Here is a 21,830-nt window from a genome sequence, read left to right on the forward strand (position 1 = left end):
TATTCAATAAGTTTGATGTAAAAACAGAAAAAGTGAGGGATAATAATGAGCAATAAGAAGTTAATTTTGAAATTATTCATATGTAGTACAATATTTATCACATTTGTATTTGCTTTACATGATAAGAGAGTAGTTGCAGCTAGCTCTGTTAATGAGCTTGAAAATTGGTCAAAATGGATGCAACCTATACCTGATAATATCCCGTTAGCACGAATTTCAATTCCAGGAACACACGATAGTGGGACGTTCAAGTTGCAAAATCCGATTAAGCAAGTGTGGGGAATGACGCAAGAATATGATTTTCGCTATCAAATGGACCATGGAGCTCGCATTTTTGATATAAGAGGACGTTTAACAGATGATAATACGATAGTTCTTCATCATGGGCCATTATATCTTTACGTAACACTGCATGAATTCATAAATGAAGCGAAACAATTTTTAAAAGATAACCCGAGTGAAACAATTATTATGTCTTTAAAAAAAGAGTATGAGGATATGAAAGGGGCAGAAGGTTCATTTAGTAGTACGTTTGAAAAAAATTATTTTGTTGATCCTATCTTTTTAAAAACAGAAGGAAATATAAAACTTGGAGATGCTCGTGGGAAAATTGTACTACTAAAAAGATATAGTGGTAGTAATGAATCTGGAGGATATAATAATTTTTATTGGCCAGATAATGAGACGTTTACCACAACTGTAAACCAAAATGTAAATGTAACAGTACAAGATAAATATAAAGTGAATTATGATGAGAAAGTAAAATCTATTAAAGATACGATGGATGAAACGATGAACAATAGCGAGGATTTAAATCATCTATATATTAATTTTACAAGCTTGTCTTCTGGTGGTACAGCATGGAATAGTCCGTATTACTATGCCTCTTATATAAATCCTGAAATTGCAAACTATATAAAACAAAAGAATCCTTTGAGAGTGGGCTGGGTAATTCAAGACTACATAAATGAAAAGTGGTCACCATTATTGTATCAAGAAGTTATAAGAGCGAATAAGTCATTAATAAAAGAATAAAGATGATGAGAGTAAGAAGCGAGAAAATATATCGCTTCTTTTTCTTTTCCAATAGCCAACAATAGAAATTGTACTTTTATAATAGAAAAAAATAAAAACATAAGATATAATCATACATATAAAATTTGTACCTATAAATTTTATATGTATGAATGAATTTGATTTATTGTAATGAAATGGAGGTATATACTATGAAGTTTCCACATGATTTTTTATTCGGAGCTGCTTCAGCTTCTTATCAAGTAGAAGGTGCATGGAATGAAGATGGAAAAGGTGTTACGAATTGGGACGAGTTTTCAAAAATTCCTGGCAAAACATACAATGGAACAAATGGTGATGTAGCTGTTGATCATTATCATCGATATAAGGAAGATGTTCGCTTAATGGCTGAGATGGGATTAGAATCGTATCGTTTTTCTATTTCTTGGGCGAGAATATTGCCGACTGGAGATGGAAAGGTAAATGAAAAAGGGATTGAATTTTATAACAACTTAATTGATGAATGTTTAAAATACGGGATTGTGCCGTTTGTCACTTTATATCATTGGGATTTACCATTACCGTTAGAAAAAGATGGTGGATGGACGAATAAAAGAACAGCAGAGGCTTTCGTAAAATATGCAGAAACTTGTTTTAAGGCATTTGGTGACAGAGTTAAGCATTGGATTACTTTTAATGAGACAGTAATGTTTTGTGGATTAGGTTATTTAAAAGGTGCACATCCACCAGGAATCCAAAATGATGTTCCAAAGTATTTTCAAGCGACTCATTATGTATTTTATGCACATGCGAAAACAGTTGCGGTGTACAAGCAGCTGAAACAATATGGTGAGATTGGGATTACACATGTTTTCTTACCTGCTTATAGTGTGGATGATCAAAAAGAAAATATACGAGCAGCAAATCATGCGAATGAATATGAAACGTATTGGTATTATGATCCAATTTTAAAAGGCGAGTATCCGTCTTATGTTGTACAACAATTAAAGGAAAAAGGGTGGACTCCTAATTGGACGGTTGAAGAATTAGAAATCATTAAACAAAATGCAGAAGAAAATGATTTTATTGGCTTGAATTATTATCAACCAATACGAGTAGAAAGATACGATATGGATATAAAGAGTGAGGGACATTCTCGAGAAAACTCAACGCTTGCTCCAGGTAACCCTTCTTTTGATGGTTTTTATCGAACAGTTAAAATGGATGATAAAACATATACAAAATGGGGATGGGAAATATCTCCCGAAGGTTTCTTAGAGGGATTGCATATGTTGAAAGCGCGTTACGGTGACATAAAGATGTATGTAACGGAAAATGGACTTGGTGATGAAGATCCAATCATTGACGGAGAAATTGTAGATGTTCCGAGAATTAAATTTATTGAAGCGCATTTAAAAGTAATGAAGCGTGCAATTGAAGAGGGAATTAACTTAAAAGGTTATTATGCATGGTCAGTGATTGATCTTTTAAGTTGGTTAAATGGATATAAAAAGCAATATGGCTTTATTTTTGTCGATCATAATGATAACTTAAAACGTAAGAAGAAACTTTCGTTTCATTGGTATAAACGTGTGATCGAAACGAGAGGGGAAGAGTTATAACAGATAAAAGAGTATTTTAGGAGAAAGTGTATGAGTGCAAAGTATAAACAAATTGCAGATGTGTTAGAGCAAAACATTCGAGATGGGCTTTTTAATGAAACGAAAAAACTACCTACAGAAGAAGCGTTGATGAATCGATTTGAAGTAAGCCGTAATACGATACGTAAAGTAATTAGTCAGCTTGTGAATAGAGGTTATATTTTTCAAGTGCAAGGTAGTGGCATGTTTTTACGCGAAACTTCTGTAACAGATTACATTAATTTAGGAAGTTTACGTGGATTAACGAAAAATCTTGTTTCACAAAATATTGAAACGAAAGTGTTAGAGCTTGAAGTAATAGATGCGGACGAAGAGATAGCAAAGCGGATGCAATGCGAAACTGGAACTAGGTTGTATTTTTTGAAGCGCTTAAGAATTGTAGATGCTAAACCATTCTCTATTGAAATAAGTTATTTCAAAAAGGATATTATTCCATATTTGAACGAAGAAATAGCATTAAGCTCTGTATACAGTTATTTCATTGAAGATTTACGATTAAATATTGGTTTTGCTGATAAAGTTATTAGTTGTGAAAAAGTAAATAAAGAAAATGCACAGCTTTTAGAATTAAATGAAGGTGATCCGGCGCTTCTTATTGAAAATACAGTGTATCTTGTAAATGGAACAATTTTCGAGTTATCTCAGTCGATGTTTCATTATGAAAAGGCGAAACTTTTAAATCGAATTAATTTTAAATGAAAAATTATCGTGTGAAAAAAGCAACTGGTCCTAAGTGATCAGTTGCTTTTTATTTTTTAAGTGGATGAGCAAAAAAACACGAAAGTGGTTGGTCCGCTTTTTGCAAACATCTATTATGATAAGAGAAGAAAGGTAGTATGTTATCAACGTTTTAAAGAGGAAGGTTTTTATGTAAGTTCTTTAATTAAAATAGATGGGTCTTAGAGAGGTGAAAAGACAATGAGTTTTGCAATTTCACTAGTCGTTATTATTGTAATTGTATCGCTATTTGGGACTGTACTAGTTGCAAGAAACGTGGAGGAGAATTACGGTAAGTCTACAAAAAGAAATGTGAAAAACTTATCTGCAATCTATATTCTTCTTCTTTTTGTTCTACTGGCCGGGGTAACATGGTATGCGGTAATGATTTGATAGTTTGTAAAAGAACTGGAAATGAGAGTATGAAGTTGGAATTTCAGAAGCTATTGAGTAATCAGAAAGAGAACCATTTTGGATATATCCATTTACGGATAAGAAAATGTGACTAATTAATACTATTTTTACGGTGAATACTGTTAGTAAAAAATGAGGATAGTTCGTTTTGAAAGGAGGGAACTAGATGGAATGGAAACCAAATCGTGCAGATAAGACACCTGTATATAAACAAATTGCTGATTATATTGAAAGAGGCATTTCTTCAGGTGAATTTCCTTCTGATAGTAAGTTACCTTCTGAGCGTATATTGGCAAAGGAATTACAGGTGAACCGGAGTACAATAGTAGCTGCGTATGAAGAATTAAAATCACTTGGAGTAGTAGAACGGCAAAAGGGAAGCGGAACACGGGTTAATACAGACATATGGGGTGTCTCACATAAACGAATACCGAACTGGGGTAGGTACGTGGAGGATGGATCGTTCTTACCTAACGTACCACTCGTTCAACAAATTCGAACGGAAACACAAAAAGATGATTTAATTAATTTAGCGAGTGGTGAACTGTCACCAGAATTAATTCCGAGTGATAGATTTCGAACAATTTTGGCGGAGAAAACATTTATGGAAAATCTCGGCTATGACCATCCACTTGGAAATGAGATGTTGAGAAAAACAATTGCAGCACATGTTCAGCAATATAAACAAATTGAAGCAGATTCAAGCTCTATTCTTATTACGTCTGGAGCACAACAGGCGCTTAATCTTATCGTTCAATGTTTATTAAAACCTGGCGATGCGATTGCGATTGAAGATCCGTCATATTGTTTTTCGCTTCCAATGTTTAAATCGGCTGGTTTAAACATATTTCATTTACCTGTTGATGAGCATGGAATGAATCCAGATGACTTAATCGATTTGCACAAAAAGCATCGCATTCGTATGGTATTTTTGAATCCAGATTATCAAAATCCAACAGGTACTGTGCTTTCATTAGCGAGACGTAAAAAGATTTTAGAACTGTCTTCTGAGTTCGGTATACCAATTGTAGAAGATGATCCGTATAGTTTAATTTCTTTTAATGGAGAAGTGAACCCGACATTAAAATCAATGGACCAAAATGGAAATGTTCTTTATATAAGTTCATTATCAAAAATTGTTGCATCAGGATTACGTATTGGATGGATAATTGGTCCTACACGCGTAATTGAGCGTTTAGCAGATGCAAAGCAACAAGTTGATTTTGGCCATAGTGTATTTACGCAGTGGGTAGCAAATCAATTTTTAGAATCAAAGGATTTTCATACACATATTACGATACTTCGTGGGAAATTGAAGCAAAGAAGAGATGAATTAATTGCAGAGCTTGAAGGAACATTGGGAGACCGAGTTGAATGTTTCGTGCCAGAGGGTGGAATACATGTATGGTGTAAAGTGAAAGGAAAGTTTGATGAATATCACTTATTAGGTGAATCTATACGGAATGGTGTCGCATTTGTTCCGGGCAGTGTTTTAGGTTCGAAAAATGAATATATACGATTTACGTTTGGTAGAGCGAATATAGAACAAATTCAACTTGGAATTAAACGGTTTGCCTACACGCTAAATGAAATTTCATAATATGGATGTGTGATAGTGAAATGAGGGAAAGAAATGAAGTACGTGATGCTTTTACTTCAAGTAGGCGTGCTATATATATTTAGCTTAGTGGGTACGTGGATTCAGGAAATATTCCATCTATCAATACCGGGAAGTTTAATAGGGATGTTAATGCTGTTCCTGCTCCTTTCCACTCGCATTTTACCGTTAAAATGGTTTGAGTTAGGTGCGGAAAAGTTAATCGTATTTTTACCGTTATTTTTAATCCCTTCGACAACAGGGCTGATGGAATACGGGTCTTTTCTTTTAAGTAAGGGGAGTATTATATTCCTTTTAGTAGTTGCAAGTACTGTAGTAACTTTGATTGTTTCAGGGTATATAAGTCAATTATTAATAACAACAAAAAAATAAAATCGACAAGGTGCACGATTCAAATGGTCTTAATTATTATTACTGTAGCAATTTATTTCTTGGCGACAAAGCTATATAAAAAATTTACGTTTGCATTTACGTTACCGGTGTTAACAGTTACGGCAATTATGATTTGTTTATTTTTCATTTTTGATATTTCTCATCATGAGTATAGGGAAAATGGAGGAGACATTCTTTCAAGCTTATTGAGCCCTGCAATTGTAGCATTAGCCATACCTCTATTTAAAGAGCGAAAGATACTTATGAAAAATTTTTTATCGATACTTATTGGAGTAGTGATAGGTATAGTGGCTGTAACGAGTATGAATGTAGTGATTGGCGGAATTTTAAATATAGATAAGGAACTTATATTAACTACTTTACCACAGTTAGCAACGATGCCTATTGCCCTATCATTAGCGGATCAAATTGGTGGTATTCCATCTATGACTTCTAGTTTTGTAGTTGTTGCAGGAATAACAGGTGCTATTATCGGACCAACAGTACTTAAGCTTTTCAGTATAACAAGTACGATTGGAAAAGGAGTTGGAATGGGCTGTGCATCACATATTATCGGTGTGAGCCGTTTAGTGAAGGAAGGCGAGAAAGAAGCGACTATCGGTTCGGTAACGATGATTGTAACTGGAATACTCATTAGTATACTAATACCGTATGGAACGAAATTTATTTTTTAAATGTAATGGAGATGATAACAATGACAACATGGTTTATAGTTACATTATTTGTTTTTGGAGCTATTAAAGTATTAGTTTCTAGCATGCCCACTTCTGTTGTAGAATCAATTATTAGTAAATTTGAATTGCATCAAAAGCTTGAGGCGGAAAATACTTCTATATCGATAGATGGAAAAAATATAGAGGGAGAAATGAAACTACAAGTTATTCATGAATTTAATGAGGCTTTGTTTTTAGATAAACATTATTTCCCGCCGCACGGAGAAGGGACACCAATAGTCATTGATACGAAGAAAGGGAATAAAGAGATTAGGTTTTCTCTATATAGCTATGAGGAACATGTTGATGTCATTAAGCAATATAAGAAGAAAGTCGTTGCCTATCGTTTACGCTCTAAAAGCCTTCAAACACTGGCACCATTAGCAATAATGGAAGAGTATGCTTAAGAAGGGACCTATAATGGTCTCTTTATTTTTTTATCCAATTATATACGTTCCAAATAAAAGAATAAAAAATCATATAACCAAATAAAGAATATGTATGGTTCCAATTCGCACTATGTACAAATAAACCTAAACTTTCAGCAATCTGTTCAAAAAGGCTAGCGCAAATACCGATCGAAATAATAAATAGAATTCTAGAAACTTTAGATAATTTTTTTGAAATGTGTATAAAGATAACTGTTAAAATCGGCAGTACGAACAATGTAAAAGCTATATTAACTGAAAATGTGGATGAGAAGGGTCTAGCTGGAAAGGAATATATTTGTTTATGAACAAAAAAAGCATCTAAACAAGTTCCAATAATAGAAGAGAGAAAGATTGTAACTACTAATGCTAGAAACTCATTCATCTTCTCGGAGGAGGACATTTTTCTTTGCGAGAATTGCGAGTTCAATTTTTTCGAGTGTTTTGCAGTAGTCTTCTGTAATTTGTCCATTTATATTTTCCTCCTTATCAACTAAGTAATTTACAACTTGCCAATCGGTAAACCAATCTTCACTGTCAACTTCTTCATGCTTCATATCTCGCCATGCATAGATGAGTGAAGGACTGTATATACGATAAGCGCCACTTCGCAACTGGCATTTCTTTATTCGGCGCTTATAAAACTCACGGGAAAAAGATTCATTTACACTTGAAAATAAATGGGGCCAGTAATCTTTCCTTGATCCTGTATGCGGATGATGTTGGGCCCAGCTTATTATTTGAGATAAAACATGTGTATCTCGAAATAATAATGAATACAATCTTTTTCCAATTAATATTCGTTCATGTAAGGAAGTGAAATGTTTCATTGTATCACCAAATAGTAATACTTTTTGTTTTTTATCATTTTCGTAGAATGGGAAAAGGATATGATTAAACTGAAAGAAATCAAAGAGTTTAAATCCAATACTATTTAGTACAGTCTTTTTAAATTGTACATTTTGAATCACTCTTTTTTCTAAGTAGTTTTGTTCATTAACAATAGTTGCAATCGCTAATGTTTTTTTGTTGCCTGTTTTCCAAAAATCGTTCCACATCGTTTCCATAAATGTAGAAACATTTAGGTGAGGGAGAAGGTGAAATAACTTTTGTGATCTCTTTACACTTTGTTCGTAAAGTAAAAATTGAGGGTATACATCTTGGAAAATAAGCCAATTCCCTCTTTCTAAAAAAGAAAAAAATATGAATTGATCTTTCTCTGATAAAATTCTCGTATATAAATCGCCCTTTAAATCAGTCATATTCCAACCGCCGTTACGTGATACCATATGCCCAAGCAGTGCCCAATGTATTTCTGGATATTGAATGTAAAATTGGTAGTATGCACGTGTTCTTGTAACATTATTTTTATTTAGCTGTTCTGTTTGTATTTTTATTTTGTTGATGATGAGTTGCTCTTCTTTCGTTAATTTATACATGGTATCAGAAGGAATAAGTTTGCTTTTTTGTTTCAATTCATTTTTTACATCGAATAGGGAGAGAGGCAGTGCTTTGGAAGGTCCGTTATATGTATGATATGAATTGTTTCGGTCCATTCCGTTACCTCCCTTTTTCATAAATTTAAACATGATTATTGGCTATGAATCATTCTATTTATTTTATTACGAGTATAAGAAATAAATGAGCGGTGTTTTTTACAAGGAATTTATTTATCATGCAAACAGTATAAAAAATCTTACTGTTGTGAGGTGAAATGAAAAACAGAAACTAAGTTTAATAGTTTCTGTTTTTTTATTTTGTCAATTAAATGTAACAAACGACGATTATGATTTGAATCAATTGAAAATAATTCAATAAATATTATTTAAATTGAGATGTTTCGTAGGAGGAAAAGGAATGTTAAATAAAATAATTTTAATTACTGGTGGTACAGGTTCGTGGGGGCATGAACTTATAAAACAACTATTAGAAAAATCACCGAAAGAAATTAGAGTTTTTTCAAGAAATGAAACGGTCCAGTTTGAAATGCAGCAACAGTTTATAAATGATGATAGGCTAAAATTTATTATTGGAGATATTCGTGATAAAGATCAACTAGTCTATGCATGCCAAGGTGTACATTATGTATTCCATCTTGCAGCTTTAAAACACGTTCCAGTATGTGAGTATTATCCTTATGAAGCTATAAAAACTAACATACATGGTACGCAAAATGTAATTGAAGCCTCTACACAGACGCAAGTTGAAAAAGTTATATATGTTTCAACGGATAAAGCAGCTGATCCATCAAATACGTATGGGATGACAAAAGCAATTGGTGAAAAATTAATGATTCATGCGAATATACAAACGAAGAAAACAAAATTCATTTGTGTTCGTGGTGGAAATGTTTTAGGAACGAGTGGAAGTGTAGTACCGCTTTTTAAACAACAAATTAAAAGATCTTCACAAGTAGGGATTACCGATGCGAATATGACTAGATTTTTCTTAACAGTTGAAGATGCTGTTGGATTGTTATTTAAAGCAGTATATCAAGGTAGAGGCGGGGAAATCTTTGTTATGAAAATGCCGGCATGTAAAATAACAGATTTAGCAGAAATATTAATTGAAGATTCAAAAAAAGAAAACATTAAGGTGAAAGAGGTAGGGATAAGACCGGGTGAAAAATTAAGTGAAATGCTTCTATCTGAGGTAGAGAGTAAAACAAGTATAAGCTTTGATCAAAATTATTTTGTGGTACTACCGACGATTCCTATCGAAGGACTTCAAGAATATTATTCTAGCTATCCGCTAGTGGATGTGAAGAGTTTTAGTTCTCAACAAGACTTGCTTGCAAAACATGAGGTGAAACAAATGCTATTAAAAGGAGGGTTTTTGCGATGAAAAAAAATGCGAGCCTTTTAATAACTGGTGCAAATGGTTTCACAGGACGCCATGCTTGCCAATATTTTTTAGAGCAGGGCTTTCATGTAATTCCTATGTTTCAAAATCGTGCACATAGAGAAAAAATTAGAAATGGTATTACTTGTAATTTAACTAATAAGAGCGAAGTAATGAAGGTAATGAAACAAATAAAGCCAGACTACGTATTGCATTTAGCAGGAAGGAATTCGGTTATAGAATCTTGGACAGCTGCTCTTGAGTATATAGAGATTAATGTAATAGGAACGTTATATTTATTAGAAGCAATTAAGCAAGAAGCCTCGCATTGTAGAACATTAGTTATAGGATCTGCTTTGCAAGCAGATAGTATGAACGAAATAAAAATTTCAAATCCATATAGTTTAAGTAAAACGATGCAAGTCATTATTGCAGAGGCTTGGGGAGGATTAATGGATTCAAATATTATCATTGCAAAGCCCTCAAACTTAATTGGTCCAGGGGAATCGAATGGCATTTGTTCGATTCTCGCAAAGAAAATGATAGATATAGAATCAGGTAGAAGTAAAGCCATTATTGAAGTAAACAGTTTGAAAGATAGTAGAGATTTTCTAGATGTACGTGATGCGATTAAAGCGTATCATGTGTTATTACGAGATGGAATAAATGGAAAACAATATAATATCGGATCAGGAGTAAAACGATCTTTATTAAATGTACTAGAACAATATAAAGAATTAACACAGCTAAATTTTTTTATAGAGGAAACAGAGAAAAATGGGAGCGACTCAAATGAGAGTTTAGCAATAGAGGAGATAAAAAGGTTAGGTTGGATCCCAGAAATTGAATTTCATCAATCATTAAAAGATGTACTTGAGTATGCGAAGTGTAGTGACATCTGCATGCAATGAAAAACAAAAAAGGGTGTAAGAAATATATGAATGATTATGAAATAATAGATAATCAAAATACGCTATTTCTTTCAATTGTTGATACGTTGGATTGGAGAGATGAAGAAGCGCATGTATTGCGTCTTTATGAGGCAATACATAAATATCAAGCGTATGTAGAAGAAAAAAGGGTTAATCAAATAAAGTCAGCATTAGAGACGGAAACTAGATATGTGATTCAAATCTTTGCTCAATACGAGTGTAGTGAGTATGGAAATGATTTTTATGAACTCATTAAAGATCTTTTACAAGATATAGAGGTGGAGTTAAAGATTTATATAAAAAATAATAAGTTTATTTACATTTAAAAGGTAAAGAGATAGCTAGATTTTTAATAATAAAGGTGGGTATAAGTTATGAGCAAAACGATTCTTTTTACTGGGGGCGGTACAGCCGGACACGTTATGATTAATATTGTATTAATTCCTAAATTTATAGAGAAAGGCTGGAGAGTCGAGTATATTGGATCAAAAAATGGAATTGAAAAATCATTAGTGCAAAATGTTAAATACAATAGTGTTTCAACGGGCAAGCTTAGGAGATATTGGGATTGGGAAAATTTTAAAGATCCTTTTAAAATTATACGAGGTTGTTTACAAAGTTATAAATTAATTAAGAAAACAAAGCCTGACGTTATCTTTTCAGCAGGAGGATTTGTTTCAGTTCCTGTAGCTATAGGAGCATGGTTAAATCGTGTGCCTATAATTATACGTGAACCAGATAGCACATTAGGACTTGCTAATAAAATAGCATTACCTTTTGCTACAAAGCTATGCACAACATTTCCTCAGACAGGAGAAAATGTAAGTAATGAGAAGAAGGTTTATGTAGGACCAATTGTAAGGGAAGAAATTGAGAAGGGTAACGTATTACGAGGAAGAAGATATTGTGAATTTCAGCAAGATAAACCAGTATTATTAATTATGGGTGGGAGTCAAGGTGCTAAGTGGATAAATGATATGGTAAGGGAATGTTTAGATACAATACTATTAAATTTTAATATTATTCATATATGTGGTAAAGGAAAGGTAGACCCATCTATTGGTATGGAGGGGTATATGCAATTTGAATATATAGGCGACGAGTTGCCGCATATACTAAATATGGCAAGTGTTGTAGTTTCTAGAGCGGGTTCTACTGCTATTTCTGAATTGTTATTTTTGAAGAAACCGATGTTGCTTATCCCGTTAACTAACAGTTCCAGTAGGGGAGATCAAGTTTTAAATGCTGAATATTTTTCACGGCAAGGATATGCTGAAGTTATACTCCAAGACAGAGTAAGTACGAATACATTTATACATGCAGTAAATAAGTTGTATACAAATAAGGAGAAATATATTCAAAACATGAATGGGTATAAGAAAACAAATGATGAGGGGATTCATCAAATAATAGATATAATAAATGAAGTGGTGAAGTAATAGAAATGTAAATAGAAAAACAAAAGGAAAGAAGGTATCTTCTTTCCTTTTTGCTATATTTGTTCTAATTAGTTATGTACTATGGGTGAATGCCGTTTTCTAATAGCTCAGTAAATGCATGAATATGAATAGGTTTACTGTAATAATAACCTTGAATAAACTGACATTTATTTTTTTGAAGGAAATTTACGTGCTCTTTTGTTTCTACACCTTCAGCAATGACAGACATTCCTAATGTATTTGCTAATGTGATGATCGTTTTAATAATTTCCATTCCATCATCACATGTTTCAGACATTGTAATAAATTCTCTCGGGATTTTTAACGTATCAATTGGATATAAAGGTAAGTAGGCTAGCGAAGAATAACCTGTACCAAAGTCGTCGATTGAAATGTGAATCCCTAAACTTTTTAGTGTACGCAGTTTTATCAATGTTTCTCGCTCATCCATCATTGCAATTCGCTCTGTTAATTCAAGATCAAGAGAGCTTGCTGGTAAACCTGTATTTGTTAAAGTAGAAGAAATAGATTTTACAAAATCCTCTTGTTCAAATTCTTTAGCAGATAAATTTACACCTATTTTTAAATGTGAATATCCGAGTGCGTGCCAACGTTTCATTTGCTTACAAGCCTGCTCTAATGTCCATTTTCCTATTGAAATAATTTGTAGTGTTTCTTCTGCAATCGGAATAAACTCGTATGGAGAAATAATACCTAATTCAGGATGATTCCACCTAATTAAAGCTTCTGCACCGATAATTTTATTAGATTCACTATCAACTTGAGGTTGATACAAAAGGAACAATTCTTCATTTTGTAGTGCGTTTGGTAAATCTTTTTCTAATCGTAATCGTCTTTCAATTTTTTTAGCGATTACATCGTCATAAATAGAGACAGAATTAAGCTCTTTTGCTTTTGCATCATACATTGCAACATTAGCGTTTTTCAAAAGTGTAGCGGTATCGATTCCGGAATGTGGATAAATAGCGATACCGATACTCAGTGATAAAGTTAATTTATGCTCATGTATGATAAATGATTTTTTCATGCATTCAAATAATTGGTTACATAATTGGAATAAGTAATCTTCGTCAGTATAGTTTTCAATTATGATTGTAAATTCATCGCCACCGATTCTTGAAAGATGAGTATGTGATGGAAGACATGATTGGAATCGCTTTGCTACTTCTTCTAATATGTAATCTCCTGACGAATGTCCAAGTGTATCGTTAATTGCTTTAAAGCGATCTAAATCTAAATATAATAATGCAAACTCGCTTTCTGTTATTTTAGCATTTTTTATAACTCTCTTTAATTTCTTATGGAAAAAGGCACGGTTCCCAATTTTCGTTACAGTGTCATGGAATGCTAAATATTTTATTTCTTCTTGCTGTTTTTTTAGTGCAGTAATATCTTTCACCATAATATAGCTTCCTGAAATTTGTCCGTCTATTATAATAGGAATGATTGTAACGTATAAAAAATAAGTAAAGCCATCTTTATATTGAGAACTAAGTTGTAAGAATGCCGATTCTTGTTGTTTCACTTTTTCTAATGCCAATGCTAGCTTATGCTTATCTTCATCTAAAATGATCGAAAAACAAGTTTCGCCTAGTAACTCATCCGTTGGTGCCCCAAGTAGTACACTCCCAGCCTTATTTACATTTAAGAATGTTCCATTTAAATCAATGGTGAAAATAGGGTCAGGATGATATTCATATAATGATTTAAACTTTTGTTGTTTTTGAGAAAGAGCCTCTGATTTATGAACTAAATCAGACGTCCGTACAGTAACTTTTTCTTCTAGTTGGGCATTAAATGCCTGTAAACGTTTTGTTAAGGAATTGTTTTGCATACGTACGATAGAATGACGAATGAGTACGAAAATAAAAGTAATACAATTCCCTGTAATGAGAGTTGAAGATGATGTTTGTTCTTTTAATGTAAACCCGATTAGTATTGCAACAGCAAGATAGGGAAATACAACTAAAGCTTTTTTTCCTATTATAGGGTTTACAATGAAATAATTTTTATGGCTATTATGATCTTCTGAAATAGAGCCAGCTATTGCAATAAGTAATATAGGTATTCTATATAAAAGACGTAATAATGTTATTGTTTCTGTTGATAAGTGGTTATTTAAGTAAAAATAAATATAGTTAAAAGTTGCAGAACTTATTAATACAAAAATAAATATATAAATTTTCCGTTTGGAATTAAAAATTGTTGGACGGAAAAAGAGACTAACACCTAGCAGTAGAAATAATAAATCTGCAATTGGATATAAAAATGAAAGGAAAACATCTCCTAGTGAAAGAGCGAATATATTTAAATTTGGTTGATTAAATAAATACCATTCTAATGTAAATATGGAAGTAAGCACTATGCATATATCACAAATAAAGAACGCTTTTTCCCATTTATTGCATTCCTTTAAGATTTTATAGGAGAAAGCGATAAGACAGAAAAGTAGAAAAACCATGTAAAATACATCAGAAATAGTAAAACGATGTATTGGAATTTCGAAGAAGCTATCTTGATATGTATATACTATTTTCCCTAATAAAAAACTACCAATTGCTATTGTAATACATATCCAAAACGGATTTGAACTGACTTTTTTAGAATATATAGAGTAAATCAGTGATACAAATGTAATGGCTTCAACGACAAGTGAAGCGAAGCGTACATCTGAATTTGAAAAATGAGTAGGGAACAGATAGAAAAACATAAAATAGATTGAATAGCATATTAATGTTCCGATTAATATACATAATTGTAAATTTTTATTTAATTTCAATGAAATCACCTTCTTTAATTATGCACTATGTTCGTTATATCTATACATAATAATATTATTTAAGAATTGTATCAGATTTCCTTATAAAAATCATGTTTATAAGGAAAGTGTTAAAGAGTATAAGTATTCTCAAAGTTGAAAAAATATTGCGGTGGATAGTATAGACGGTATCAAGACTTTAAATAGAAATTGTATATTTAGTCATCCTTTGAATTGTAAAGTTTTTTTAGTGATTTGTAAGTGGAGATGCAAAATTGCATATAAAATGATGGGGATTTTTATTTTTAGTCTGAAAATTAATATTTGTAGAAATGTTAGGAAAAGATATAAAATAAGAACGTGTATTCTTACAGAGTGGAATAGTATTGCCACTAAATAGGGAGGTTTTTTTATGATATATCGAATTAAAGATGCAGAAATATACTATGAAATTGTGGGGGAGGGTAAACCGGTCATTATCATACATGGCTGCGCTCCTGACCATAGGTTAATGATGAAATGTATGGAATCAGTATTTCAGAAATATGAAGGTTATAAGCGAATATATATTGATTTACCTGGAATGGGAAAATCGAATGCTCCAAATTGGATAAATAGTTCAGATCGTATAGTAGATGTGCTTATCACATTTATTGAGGAAATCATTTGTACTGAAAAATTTTTATTGGTAGGAGAATCATATGGAGGCTATTTAGCCAAAGGTATACTTGCAAAGATGTTTGAGAGAGTTAGCGGATTACTATTAGTATGTCCTGTTGTTGTAGCGGAGCCAGAAAAAAGGATTCTTCCAGATAAACAGATAATTGTACAAGATGAGGAATTTTTAAATACGCTCACTTCCACAGAAAGAGAGGAGTTTTGTGAGTTAGCTGTAATAGCAAATGAATATACATATACGCGATTTAAAGAAGAAATTAAGCCTGGGTTAGATGTTGCTAATTATGAATTTATTGAAAGGTTGCAAAAGAATTACTCTCTTACTATGGATTTTCATCATGAAAAATATGGAAATCCCGTTCTTTTACTGACTGGAAGACAAGATATATCAGTAGGTTATCAAAATATTATAGAAATTATTGAAGAATATCCAAGGGCAACATTAGCAGTGTTAGATATGGCAGGGCATAATTTACAAATTGAGCAGCCTGAATTATTTGAGAGTTTAGTAGGAGAATGGATTAGACGAACAAATCAGCACAGTTTATAAAGTATTTTAGTATTACCCCTAAGTGTTGAAATGGGATAAATGAACGTGATTTATTAACTTATCTCGCTATTTGCCGGGCAGCCCGATTAGTGAGGGCTGATTAAAGTTTCACTTTATAAAAAATTTTAAGGAGAAATTATGAGCACATATATTTATATGGTTAGACATGGTGAATCACCAAAACTAGAAGGAAATGAAAGAATGCGTGGATTAACTGAGAGGGGACATATGGATGCCCGTGGAGTAACTGACATATTAAAAGCGGAGAGGATTGATACTTTTATTTCCAGTCCTTATAATCGGGCTATGCTAACGATAGAGGAGTCAGCTAATTTCCATGAAAAAGAAATAGTAGTATATGAAAATCTTAAAGAGTGTATGTTTTCAAGTGAGGATCAGGTTATATCAGACAAAGAGGTGTATCCACTTGTACAGAAGATGTTCTCTAATCCGGACTTTGCACGAACGGAAGGAGAGTCATATGCAGATTGCCAGAGAAGAGTAGTGAAAGTATTAAAAGAAATCTTAATGGATTTTCGAGGATGCAAAATTGTAATTGGTACACATGGGCTTGTCATGACATTAATGATGAACTATTTTGATAAACAATATGGTTTTGAATTTTTAATGAATACGTCAAAACCGGATATATATAAGATGGAGTTTAAAGAAGAACAATTAATGAATGTAGAGAGATTATGGAAAGCGGAATAAAATTAGTTGCATGGATTTTGTTGTAAAAGTTACTTTTATAGCAAAGTCTTTTTTTGAATAGAAAGCATCTTTATCAACTATTTTTAGAATGTTAAATCAATAAGTAATTATTCAGTATTTGAATAAATTATTGGGAAATTGGTTTAGGGAAACAATTTTAAATGTGTCAAAACTCCAAACGTTGGATTTATATTCAATAGGAGAAAAAGATGTAGAATTTTGTCTTACAGTCCCCGTTTACTTTTCATTTCATTACATATAGGCTTTGTGGTGTAAGGGCGGACATTACCTTTACGCAAAATCTATAAGGAGGTCATTATAATGAAACAGATTAAAAAGTTTGCGGGAGTTGCTTTAGCGGGGACGATTGGATTAAGTGGACTACTGTTTTTAGAACCAAGTGTAAGCGTTGCGGAAGCACAGCAAGTGAAAGTAGAAAATTTCAATACAATTGATGTAACGATGAATCTAAATGAATTGTATGTATTAAGTGGCAGAAGCATTGATATTCTTTCTGGAGATAAAGAAGCAATTCAGTTAAATAAATACACAATTAGTTTTAATAAACCTGGGAAGTATGTGATTAAAGTAAATGGCTGTATTTATGATGATGTATATACTTTTATTGTAAATGAGTAGTATATATTCTTAAATTGCGAGATAAAAACAGAAACACCCTATTTGCGATGAGAGTCGTAAATAGGGTGGATTTATTTGTATTAAGCTGTACTTTAAATATGTTCGCTAATTTTCTTTTTGCCATGTAAAGTATGTAAAAGTGTTTGAAACATCTTAAATGATTGCTGAAAGATTGGACTTTGAATAAAGGTGTACAGAAAAGTTACGATGAAAACAGGACCTCCTAGCATAAATCCAATAACTAGTACAATACATTCTACTATGATTCTAGCACGGCTAATAGAAAGTCCTGTTTTGTCTGAAATAGTAAGCATGAATCCATCACGGGGTCCAGCGCCAATCCCAGCCGCAACGTACATACCTCCCCCGATACCTGTAATGGCAATACCAGAAAATAAAATGAGTAAGTTTATCCATAAATAATTACTAGCGTCTGGAAGCATGTTTGATTGTAAGAAAAAGTCCATAATGGGACCGATAAGTAGTGCATTCAAAAATGTCCCCACATTTATATATTTTCGATCTACTAGTAAAGATATTAGGACGAGACATAACCCACATATGACACTCCACGTACCGATGGTCCATCCAAACTTTTGGTAGAGAGCCATATTTAAAACTTCCCAAGGGTGCAAGCCTAGAAATTTAACTTTGACTGCAAGAGCGTTTCCAAGGCCAAAGAAAATTAATCCTAAGAAAAAAAGAAAATAGCGAAAGAGAGTTAGCCTCATCTTTACAACCTCCCATATTTTATAATTATGTATGTTACCTGTTACAGTTTTAATGTACAAATATTATGTCTTTTTATCATTCGTTTAAAAGTGTTAACAATGTAAATGAAATATACATCTTCACAGTCAAAAAAGTTAAAATATTTCGTTTTAAGGATTATAATGGAGGGAGAAACATAAAAGGGAGTGAATGAACTTGAAACAAGAACTTATTGAAAGATTTACGAGATATGTAAAAATTGATACGCAATCAAATGAAGAAAGTCATACAGTACCAACAACACCAGGACAAATTGAGTTTGGTAAGTTATTAGTGGAAGAGCTAAAAGAAATTGGTTTAACAGAAGTAACGATGGATGATAATGGCTATGTAATGGCAACACTTCCAGCTAATACGGACAAGGATGTTCCTGTAATCGGATTTTTAGCCCATTTAGATACGGCAACAGACTTTACAGGGAAAAACGTCAAACCACAAATTCATGAAAATTTTGATGGTAATGCAATTACGTTAAATGAAGAGCTAAATGTTGTGTTAACACCAGAGCAGTTCCCAGAATTACCATCATATAAAGGACATACGATTATTACAACTGATGGTACAACACTGCTAGGAGCAGATGATAAAGCTGGTCTTACCGAAATTATGGTTGCAATGAACCATTTAATACATAATCCGCAAATTAAGCACGGGAAAATAAGAGTAGCATTTACACCGGATGAAGAAATTGGTCGTGGGCCAGCGCATTTTGATGTAGAAGCGTTTGGTGCATCATTCGCTTATACGATGGATGGAGGTCCATTAGGTGGTTTAGAGTATGAAAGTTTTAATGCTGCAGGTGCTAAGTTAACGTTTAACGGAACGAATACACATCCTGGAACAGCGAAAAATAAAATGCGCAATGCTACTAAACTTGCTATGGAGTTTAATGGGGATTTACCAGTAGAAGAGGCGCCAGAATATACAGAAGGCTATGAAGGATTCTATCATTTACTTTCTTTAAATGGTGATGTTGAGCAAAGTAAAGCGTATTATATTATTCGAGACTTTGACCGTGAAAATTTTGAGGCACGTAAAAATAACGTTAAAAATATTGTGAAGACTATGCAAGAAAAATATGGCGAAGATGCAGTCGTTTTAGAAATGAATGATCAATACTATAACATGCTTGAAAAAATTGAACCGGTAAGAGAAATCGTTGATATTGCATATGAAGCAATGAAAAGTTTAGACATTGAACCAAATATTCATCCGATTCGCGGAGGCACAGATGGATCACAATTATCATATATGGGATTACCGACGCCGAATATTTTCACTGGTGGTGAAAACTATCACGGTAAATTTGAGTATGTTTCGGTAGATACTATGGAAAAAGCCGTTCAAGTTATTGTGGAAATTGCAAGACGTTTTGAGGAGCAAGCTTAAAAAAGAACCAAGTAGTACGAATGTGCTACTTGGTTCTTTTAATATAGTACTCGCCACAAATAAAAAGTCGCATAAGACTCCCAATTAGCCCAGTTTGCCGCGAAATCTTTTATTTCATTTTTTGTCGGTTTATTTTCGGAACCTGTTATAAATTTAATTGCATTATGCAGACCAACATCATCAATTGGAAAAGCCGAAGGAAATCTTAAACAACGCATTAAAACATAGTTGGCAGTCCATGGTCCTATACCATGGATAGCAGTTAATTGTTTCTCAGCAACCTTTACATCTTGTGTTTGCAGTAAATCCTCTTTTGATAGTTTTCTCTCTGTAATAAGCTTCGCAATACCGATTAAATATTCACATTTTCTAGTCGTCATTTTTAATTGTTGAAGATTTTCTACATGTAGATTTGCAATTGTTTCAGGTGATGGGAATATCCAATGTTTTCTACCGTCCCATTCTACATAACTTCCAAATTGCTCAACTAATCTCCTTTTTAGCGTATAAGCATATGTTAGGTTAATTTGTTGACCGATAATTCCCCAGGAAAGTGCCTCAAATAAGTCTGGAATGCCTAAAGTACGAAGGCCATAATATTGTTCAATTGGTCCTTGAAGGAGTAAATCATGTTTAGCTAATGTATAAAATGGGGCTAAATCAGTAGTTAAATCAAACCATTCTTTTACATAGTTAACTACAGCTTCACGTATCGATTTTTCAGATGTATATGGTTCTTCTAAACAACGTATTTGAATATTTCCATCTGTATTCACACTAATTTCAACTAAAGGATTTACATCTTGAACAGGGATAACTTTATAAATTTTGTTATCTTCAATATGGAACATACATTCATTGTTCGAACGTGATAGATAACGTAAATTTTCTTGGAAACAAAATTCTTTTGGAACTGCTATAGATAATGCGCTATTATATTCTGTTGTCATATGAATTCCACCTGCACCTTTTCTAATGTAAGCAATTTTTTCTTCATTTCTAATCCGCCCCTAAATCCGGTTAGTTTCCCATTCTTCCCAATAACGCGGTGACAAGGAATTGTAATAAGAAGAGGGTTAGCAGCAATAGCAGAAGCAACGGCACGCACAGCTTTAGGTTTTTGAATTCTTTCAGCAATTTCTGTATAAGAATATGTCTTTCCATAAGGAATTTCACGTACCGTATTCCAAACAGATAATTGAAAATTAGTTCCATAAGCATCGATAGGAAATGTGAAAGTTTCTCGCTTGTTTTCTAAATACTCGATAACTTCTTGCGTATATATTTGCAAGTAATCTGGACTATGGATCAATATATGGTGGGGCAGTTTTTTTCTAGCCCATATATTTAATTCTTCAAAGTTTTCTTCTTGTGATCCGATGAAGCATAGTCCATTTTCAGTTGCAGCAATATGAAATCGCCAATTTTTATGTGTAAGTAGCATCCAATATATATAATTATTTTTGTCGGAATTCATTATCGTATCCCTCTTTCATTTCGTTCTTTTTTCGATATTCAGTAGGAGTAAATCCGGTTTTCTTTTTAAATAAAGTTGCGAAATACTCTGGGTTTTCTATCCCGACAGCAGTACTAATTTCTTTAATTGATTGATTTGTGTGTAAAAGGTATTCGGTTGCTTTAAGAACCCTGAATTGTTGTATATATTCTATAGGAGTTATCCCTATTATTCTTTTGAAAGTACGCTGTAAATGAAAAGGGCTACCGTGACACATTTCCGCAAGCATGTCGAGAGTTAAGGGTTCATCATAATGCTTTTCGATATAGTCTTTAATTTGTTCTATCCACTCTTCATTAGGTAAAGTGATCCCGTTTGGCTTACAACGTTTGCACGGGCGAAAGTTTTCACTTAATGCTTGTTCTGCATGATGAAAAATTCGTACATTGTTTCTATTCGGTATTCTTGATTTGCATGATGGCCTGCAAAAGATTCCAGTTGATTTCACAGCATAAAAGAATTTGCTATCATAGGAAGAATCATTATGAATAATTGCTTGCCAATACTCATTTGTTAATATAACTCCTTCATTGTGCAAAGAACATCACCTCAGAAATTAGTATAACCTGAATAAAGTCCGTATGTATGTATTCATAAATGTAAGAGCAAGATTACAAAGGTGAA

Annotated in this window: 23 protein-coding genes; 16 read left to right on the forward strand and 7 right to left on the reverse strand. The window is 32.9% G+C overall.

The genetic code is table 11. The features are described 5' to 3' along the window. The first annotated feature begins 45 nt into the window (after positions 1–45). From plcA to IBT51_RS06795, 8 genes are all read left to right on the forward strand, one after another. Positions 46–1,035 carry a phosphatidylinositol diacylglycerol-lyase gene (gene plcA, locus IBT51_RS06760; protein WP_000066297.1) on the forward strand — a complete coding sequence of 330 codons (990 nt, stop codon included), beginning with the start codon at positions 46–48 and terminating at the stop codon, positions 1,033–1,035. A gap of 191 nt (positions 1,036–1,226) precedes the next feature. Next, positions 1,227–2,636, forward strand: a complete 1,410-nt coding sequence (locus IBT51_RS06765; RefSeq protein ID WP_029443096.1) for a glycoside hydrolase family 1 protein — start codon at positions 1,227–1,229, stop codon at positions 2,634–2,636. Between the two features lie 30 nt (positions 2,637–2,666). After that, entirely contained in the window at positions 2,667–3,374 is a 708-nt protein-coding gene (locus IBT51_RS06770; RefSeq protein WP_016080562.1) for a GntR family transcriptional regulator, read from the forward strand. A 219-nt stretch (positions 3,375–3,593) separates the two neighbouring features. Further along, positions 3,594–3,785 carry a hypothetical protein gene (locus IBT51_RS06775; protein ID WP_000006458.1) on the forward strand — a complete coding sequence of 64 codons (192 nt, stop codon included), beginning with the start codon at positions 3,594–3,596 and terminating at the stop codon, positions 3,783–3,785. 187 nt (positions 3,786–3,972) lie between these two features. Further along, a complete protein-coding gene (gene pdxR / locus IBT51_RS06780; RefSeq protein ID WP_200458028.1) occupies positions 3,973–5,406 on the forward strand; it encodes a MocR-like pyridoxine biosynthesis transcription factor PdxR in 1,434 nt (477 codons plus the stop codon). A 33-nt stretch (positions 5,407–5,439) separates the two neighbouring features. Further along, positions 5,440–5,796, forward strand: coding sequence for a CidA/LrgA family holin-like protein (locus IBT51_RS06785; protein WP_000878380.1), 357 nt, complete (start codon positions 5,440–5,442; stop codon positions 5,794–5,796). A 23-nt stretch (positions 5,797–5,819) separates the two neighbouring features. Beyond that, positions 5,820–6,491, forward strand: a complete 672-nt coding sequence (locus IBT51_RS06790) for an LrgB family protein (RefSeq protein ID WP_053563775.1) — start codon at positions 5,820–5,822, stop codon at positions 6,489–6,491. 20 nt (positions 6,492–6,511) lie between these two features. Further along, positions 6,512–6,937 (forward strand): YfmQ family protein, encoded by a 426-nt coding sequence (locus tag IBT51_RS06795; protein ID WP_000214633.1) that lies wholly within the window; start codon positions 6,512–6,514, stop codon positions 6,935–6,937. 22 nt (positions 6,938–6,959) lie between these two features. Here the strand turns inward: IBT51_RS06795 and IBT51_RS06800 are convergent, their stop codons facing one another. Together IBT51_RS06800 and IBT51_RS06805 are read right to left on the reverse strand one after the other, a co-directional pair. After that, positions 6,960–7,361, reverse strand: a complete 402-nt coding sequence (locus tag IBT51_RS06800; protein ID WP_200458081.1) for a CBO0543 family protein — start codon at positions 7,359–7,361, stop codon at positions 6,960–6,962. Then, entirely contained in the window at positions 7,336–8,514 is a 1,179-nt protein-coding gene (locus tag IBT51_RS06805; RefSeq protein ID WP_200458027.1) for a DUF2515 domain-containing protein, read from the reverse strand. The genes IBT51_RS06800 and IBT51_RS06805 overlap by 26 nt, the downstream gene beginning before the upstream one ends. Before the next feature lie 301 nt (positions 8,515–8,815). On the opposite strand from IBT51_RS06805, the gene IBT51_RS06810 reads away from it, so the two are divergent. From IBT51_RS06810 to IBT51_RS06825, 4 genes are read left to right on the forward strand one after another with little or no spacing between them, the layout of a single operon-like run. Further along, positions 8,816–9,802 carry a UDP-N-acetylglucosamine 4,6-dehydratase family protein gene (locus tag IBT51_RS06810; RefSeq protein ID WP_200458026.1) on the forward strand — a complete coding sequence of 329 codons (987 nt, stop codon included), beginning with the start codon at positions 8,816–8,818 and terminating at the stop codon, positions 9,800–9,802. Next, a complete protein-coding gene (locus IBT51_RS06815; protein ID WP_000739091.1) occupies positions 9,799–10,710 on the forward strand; it encodes an SDR family oxidoreductase in 912 nt (303 codons plus the stop codon). Before IBT51_RS06810 ends, IBT51_RS06815 begins: the two co-directional genes overlap by 4 nt. After that, positions 10,707–11,057, forward strand: a complete 351-nt coding sequence (locus IBT51_RS06820; RefSeq protein WP_002094117.1) for a DUF6572 domain-containing protein — start codon at positions 10,707–10,709, stop codon at positions 11,055–11,057. Before IBT51_RS06815 ends, IBT51_RS06820 begins: the two co-directional genes overlap by 4 nt. Before the next feature lie 48 nt (positions 11,058–11,105). Then, a complete protein-coding gene (locus IBT51_RS06825) occupies positions 11,106–12,170 on the forward strand; it encodes an undecaprenyldiphospho-muramoylpentapeptide beta-N-acetylglucosaminyltransferase (protein WP_053563777.1) in 1,065 nt (354 codons plus the stop codon). Between the two features lie 79 nt (positions 12,171–12,249). Here the strand turns inward: IBT51_RS06825 and IBT51_RS06830 are convergent, their stop codons facing one another. Beyond that, positions 12,250–14,970, reverse strand: a complete 2,721-nt coding sequence (locus IBT51_RS06830; RefSeq protein WP_063548421.1) for a sensor domain-containing protein — start codon at positions 14,968–14,970, stop codon at positions 12,250–12,252. Between the two features lie 391 nt (positions 14,971–15,361). On the opposite strand from IBT51_RS06830, the gene IBT51_RS06835 reads away from it, so the two are divergent. The 3 genes from IBT51_RS06835 to IBT51_RS06845 all read left to right on the forward strand — a co-directional run bounded on the left by IBT51_RS06835 (position 15,362) and on the right by IBT51_RS06845 (position 17,530). Further along, positions 15,362–16,177, forward strand: a complete 816-nt coding sequence (locus IBT51_RS06835) for an alpha/beta fold hydrolase (protein ID WP_200458025.1) — start codon at positions 15,362–15,364, stop codon at positions 16,175–16,177. 138 nt (positions 16,178–16,315) lie between these two features. After that, a complete protein-coding gene (locus IBT51_RS06840) occupies positions 16,316–16,891 on the forward strand; it encodes a histidine phosphatase family protein (protein WP_046392964.1) in 576 nt (191 codons plus the stop codon). A gap of 321 nt (positions 16,892–17,212) precedes the next feature. Further along, a complete protein-coding gene (locus tag IBT51_RS06845) occupies positions 17,213–17,530 on the forward strand; it encodes a hypothetical protein (protein ID WP_000809495.1) in 318 nt (105 codons plus the stop codon). Between the two features lie 92 nt (positions 17,531–17,622). Here the strand turns inward: IBT51_RS06845 and IBT51_RS06850 are convergent, their stop codons facing one another. After that, positions 17,623–18,261, reverse strand: a complete 639-nt coding sequence (locus tag IBT51_RS06850; protein WP_001241256.1) for a YczE/YyaS/YitT family protein — start codon at positions 18,259–18,261, stop codon at positions 17,623–17,625. Positions 18,262–18,457: 196 nt separating this feature from the next. Between IBT51_RS06850 and pepT the strand changes: the two genes are divergently transcribed. Continuing rightward, positions 18,458–19,690 carry a peptidase T gene (pepT, locus tag IBT51_RS06855; RefSeq protein WP_071729858.1) on the forward strand — a complete coding sequence of 411 codons (1,233 nt, stop codon included), beginning with the start codon at positions 18,458–18,460 and terminating at the stop codon, positions 19,688–19,690. 38 nt (positions 19,691–19,728) lie between these two features. Here the strand turns inward: pepT and IBT51_RS06860 are convergent, their stop codons facing one another. Genes IBT51_RS06860 through IBT51_RS06870 form a run of 3 tightly spaced genes read right to left on the reverse strand, consistent with a single transcriptional unit; the run spans position 19,729 to position 21,744 of the window. Next, entirely contained in the window at positions 19,729–20,640 is a 912-nt protein-coding gene (locus IBT51_RS06860; protein WP_023522808.1) for a DNA glycosylase, read from the reverse strand. After that, positions 20,637–21,167 (reverse strand): methylated-DNA--[protein]-cysteine S-methyltransferase, encoded by a 531-nt coding sequence (locus IBT51_RS06865; RefSeq protein ID WP_200458024.1) that lies wholly within the window; start codon positions 21,165–21,167, stop codon positions 20,637–20,639. The genes IBT51_RS06860 and IBT51_RS06865 overlap by 4 nt, the downstream gene beginning before the upstream one ends. Next, on the reverse strand, positions 21,148–21,744 hold the full coding sequence (locus tag IBT51_RS06870; protein WP_075718835.1) for a bifunctional transcriptional activator/DNA repair enzyme AdaA: 597 nt from the start codon (positions 21,742–21,744) through the stop codon (positions 21,148–21,150). Before IBT51_RS06870 ends, IBT51_RS06865 begins: the two co-directional genes overlap by 20 nt. Positions 21,745–21,830: the final 86 nt, after the last annotated feature.

Origin of the sequence: Bacillus sp. S71, assembly GCF_016625265.1 — a bacterium.
Lineage (GTDB): Bacteria > Bacillota > Bacilli > Bacillales > Bacillaceae_G > Bacillus_A > Bacillus_A cereus.

Excerpts from the sequence above, each read along its gene's own strand:
- plcA (WP_000066297.1), top strand. The coding sequence starts at position 46 with ATGAGCAATAAGAAGTTAATTTTGAAATTATTCATATGTAGTACAATA.
- IBT51_RS06765 (WP_029443096.1), top strand. The coding sequence starts at position 1,227 with ATGAAGTTTCCACATGATTTTTTATTCGGAGCTGCTTCAGCTTCTTAT.
- IBT51_RS06770 (WP_016080562.1), top strand. The coding sequence starts at position 2,667 with ATGAGTGCAAAGTATAAACAAATTGCAGATGTGTTAGAGCAAAACATT.
- IBT51_RS06775 (WP_000006458.1), top strand. The coding sequence starts at position 3,594 with ATGAGTTTTGCAATTTCACTAGTCGTTATTATTGTAATTGTATCGCTA.
- pdxR (WP_200458028.1), top strand. The coding sequence starts at position 3,973 with ATGGAATGGAAACCAAATCGTGCAGATAAGACACCTGTATATAAACAA.
- IBT51_RS06785 (WP_000878380.1), top strand. The coding sequence starts at position 5,440 with ATGAAGTACGTGATGCTTTTACTTCAAGTAGGCGTGCTATATATATTT.
- IBT51_RS06790 (WP_053563775.1), top strand. The coding sequence starts at position 5,820 with ATGGTCTTAATTATTATTACTGTAGCAATTTATTTCTTGGCGACAAAG.
- IBT51_RS06795 (WP_000214633.1), top strand. The coding sequence starts at position 6,512 with ATGACAACATGGTTTATAGTTACATTATTTGTTTTTGGAGCTATTAAA.
- IBT51_RS06800 (WP_200458081.1), bottom strand. The coding sequence starts at position 7,361 with ATGTCCTCCTCCGAGAAGATGAATGAGTTTCTAGCATTAGTAGTTACA.
- IBT51_RS06805 (WP_200458027.1), bottom strand. The coding sequence starts at position 8,514 with ATGGACCGAAACAATTCATATCATACATATAACGGACCTTCCAAAGCA.
- IBT51_RS06810 (WP_200458026.1), top strand. The coding sequence starts at position 8,816 with ATGTTAAATAAAATAATTTTAATTACTGGTGGTACAGGTTCGTGGGGG.
- IBT51_RS06815 (WP_000739091.1), top strand. The coding sequence starts at position 9,799 with ATGAAAAAAAATGCGAGCCTTTTAATAACTGGTGCAAATGGTTTCACA.
- IBT51_RS06820 (WP_002094117.1), top strand. The coding sequence starts at position 10,707 with ATGAAAAACAAAAAAGGGTGTAAGAAATATATGAATGATTATGAAATA.
- IBT51_RS06825 (WP_053563777.1), top strand. The coding sequence starts at position 11,106 with ATGAGCAAAACGATTCTTTTTACTGGGGGCGGTACAGCCGGACACGTT.
- IBT51_RS06835 (WP_200458025.1), top strand. The coding sequence starts at position 15,362 with ATGATATATCGAATTAAAGATGCAGAAATATACTATGAAATTGTGGGG.
- IBT51_RS06840 (WP_046392964.1), top strand. The coding sequence starts at position 16,316 with ATGAGCACATATATTTATATGGTTAGACATGGTGAATCACCAAAACTA.
- IBT51_RS06845 (WP_000809495.1), top strand. The coding sequence starts at position 17,213 with ATGAAACAGATTAAAAAGTTTGCGGGAGTTGCTTTAGCGGGGACGATT.
- IBT51_RS06850 (WP_001241256.1), bottom strand. The coding sequence starts at position 18,261 with ATGAGGCTAACTCTCTTTCGCTATTTTCTTTTTTTCTTAGGATTAATT.
- IBT51_RS06860 (WP_023522808.1), bottom strand. The coding sequence starts at position 20,640 with ATGACAACAGAATATAATAGCGCATTATCTATAGCAGTTCCAAAAGAA.
- IBT51_RS06865 (WP_200458024.1), bottom strand. The coding sequence starts at position 21,167 with ATGAATTCCGACAAAAATAATTATATATATTGGATGCTACTTACACAT.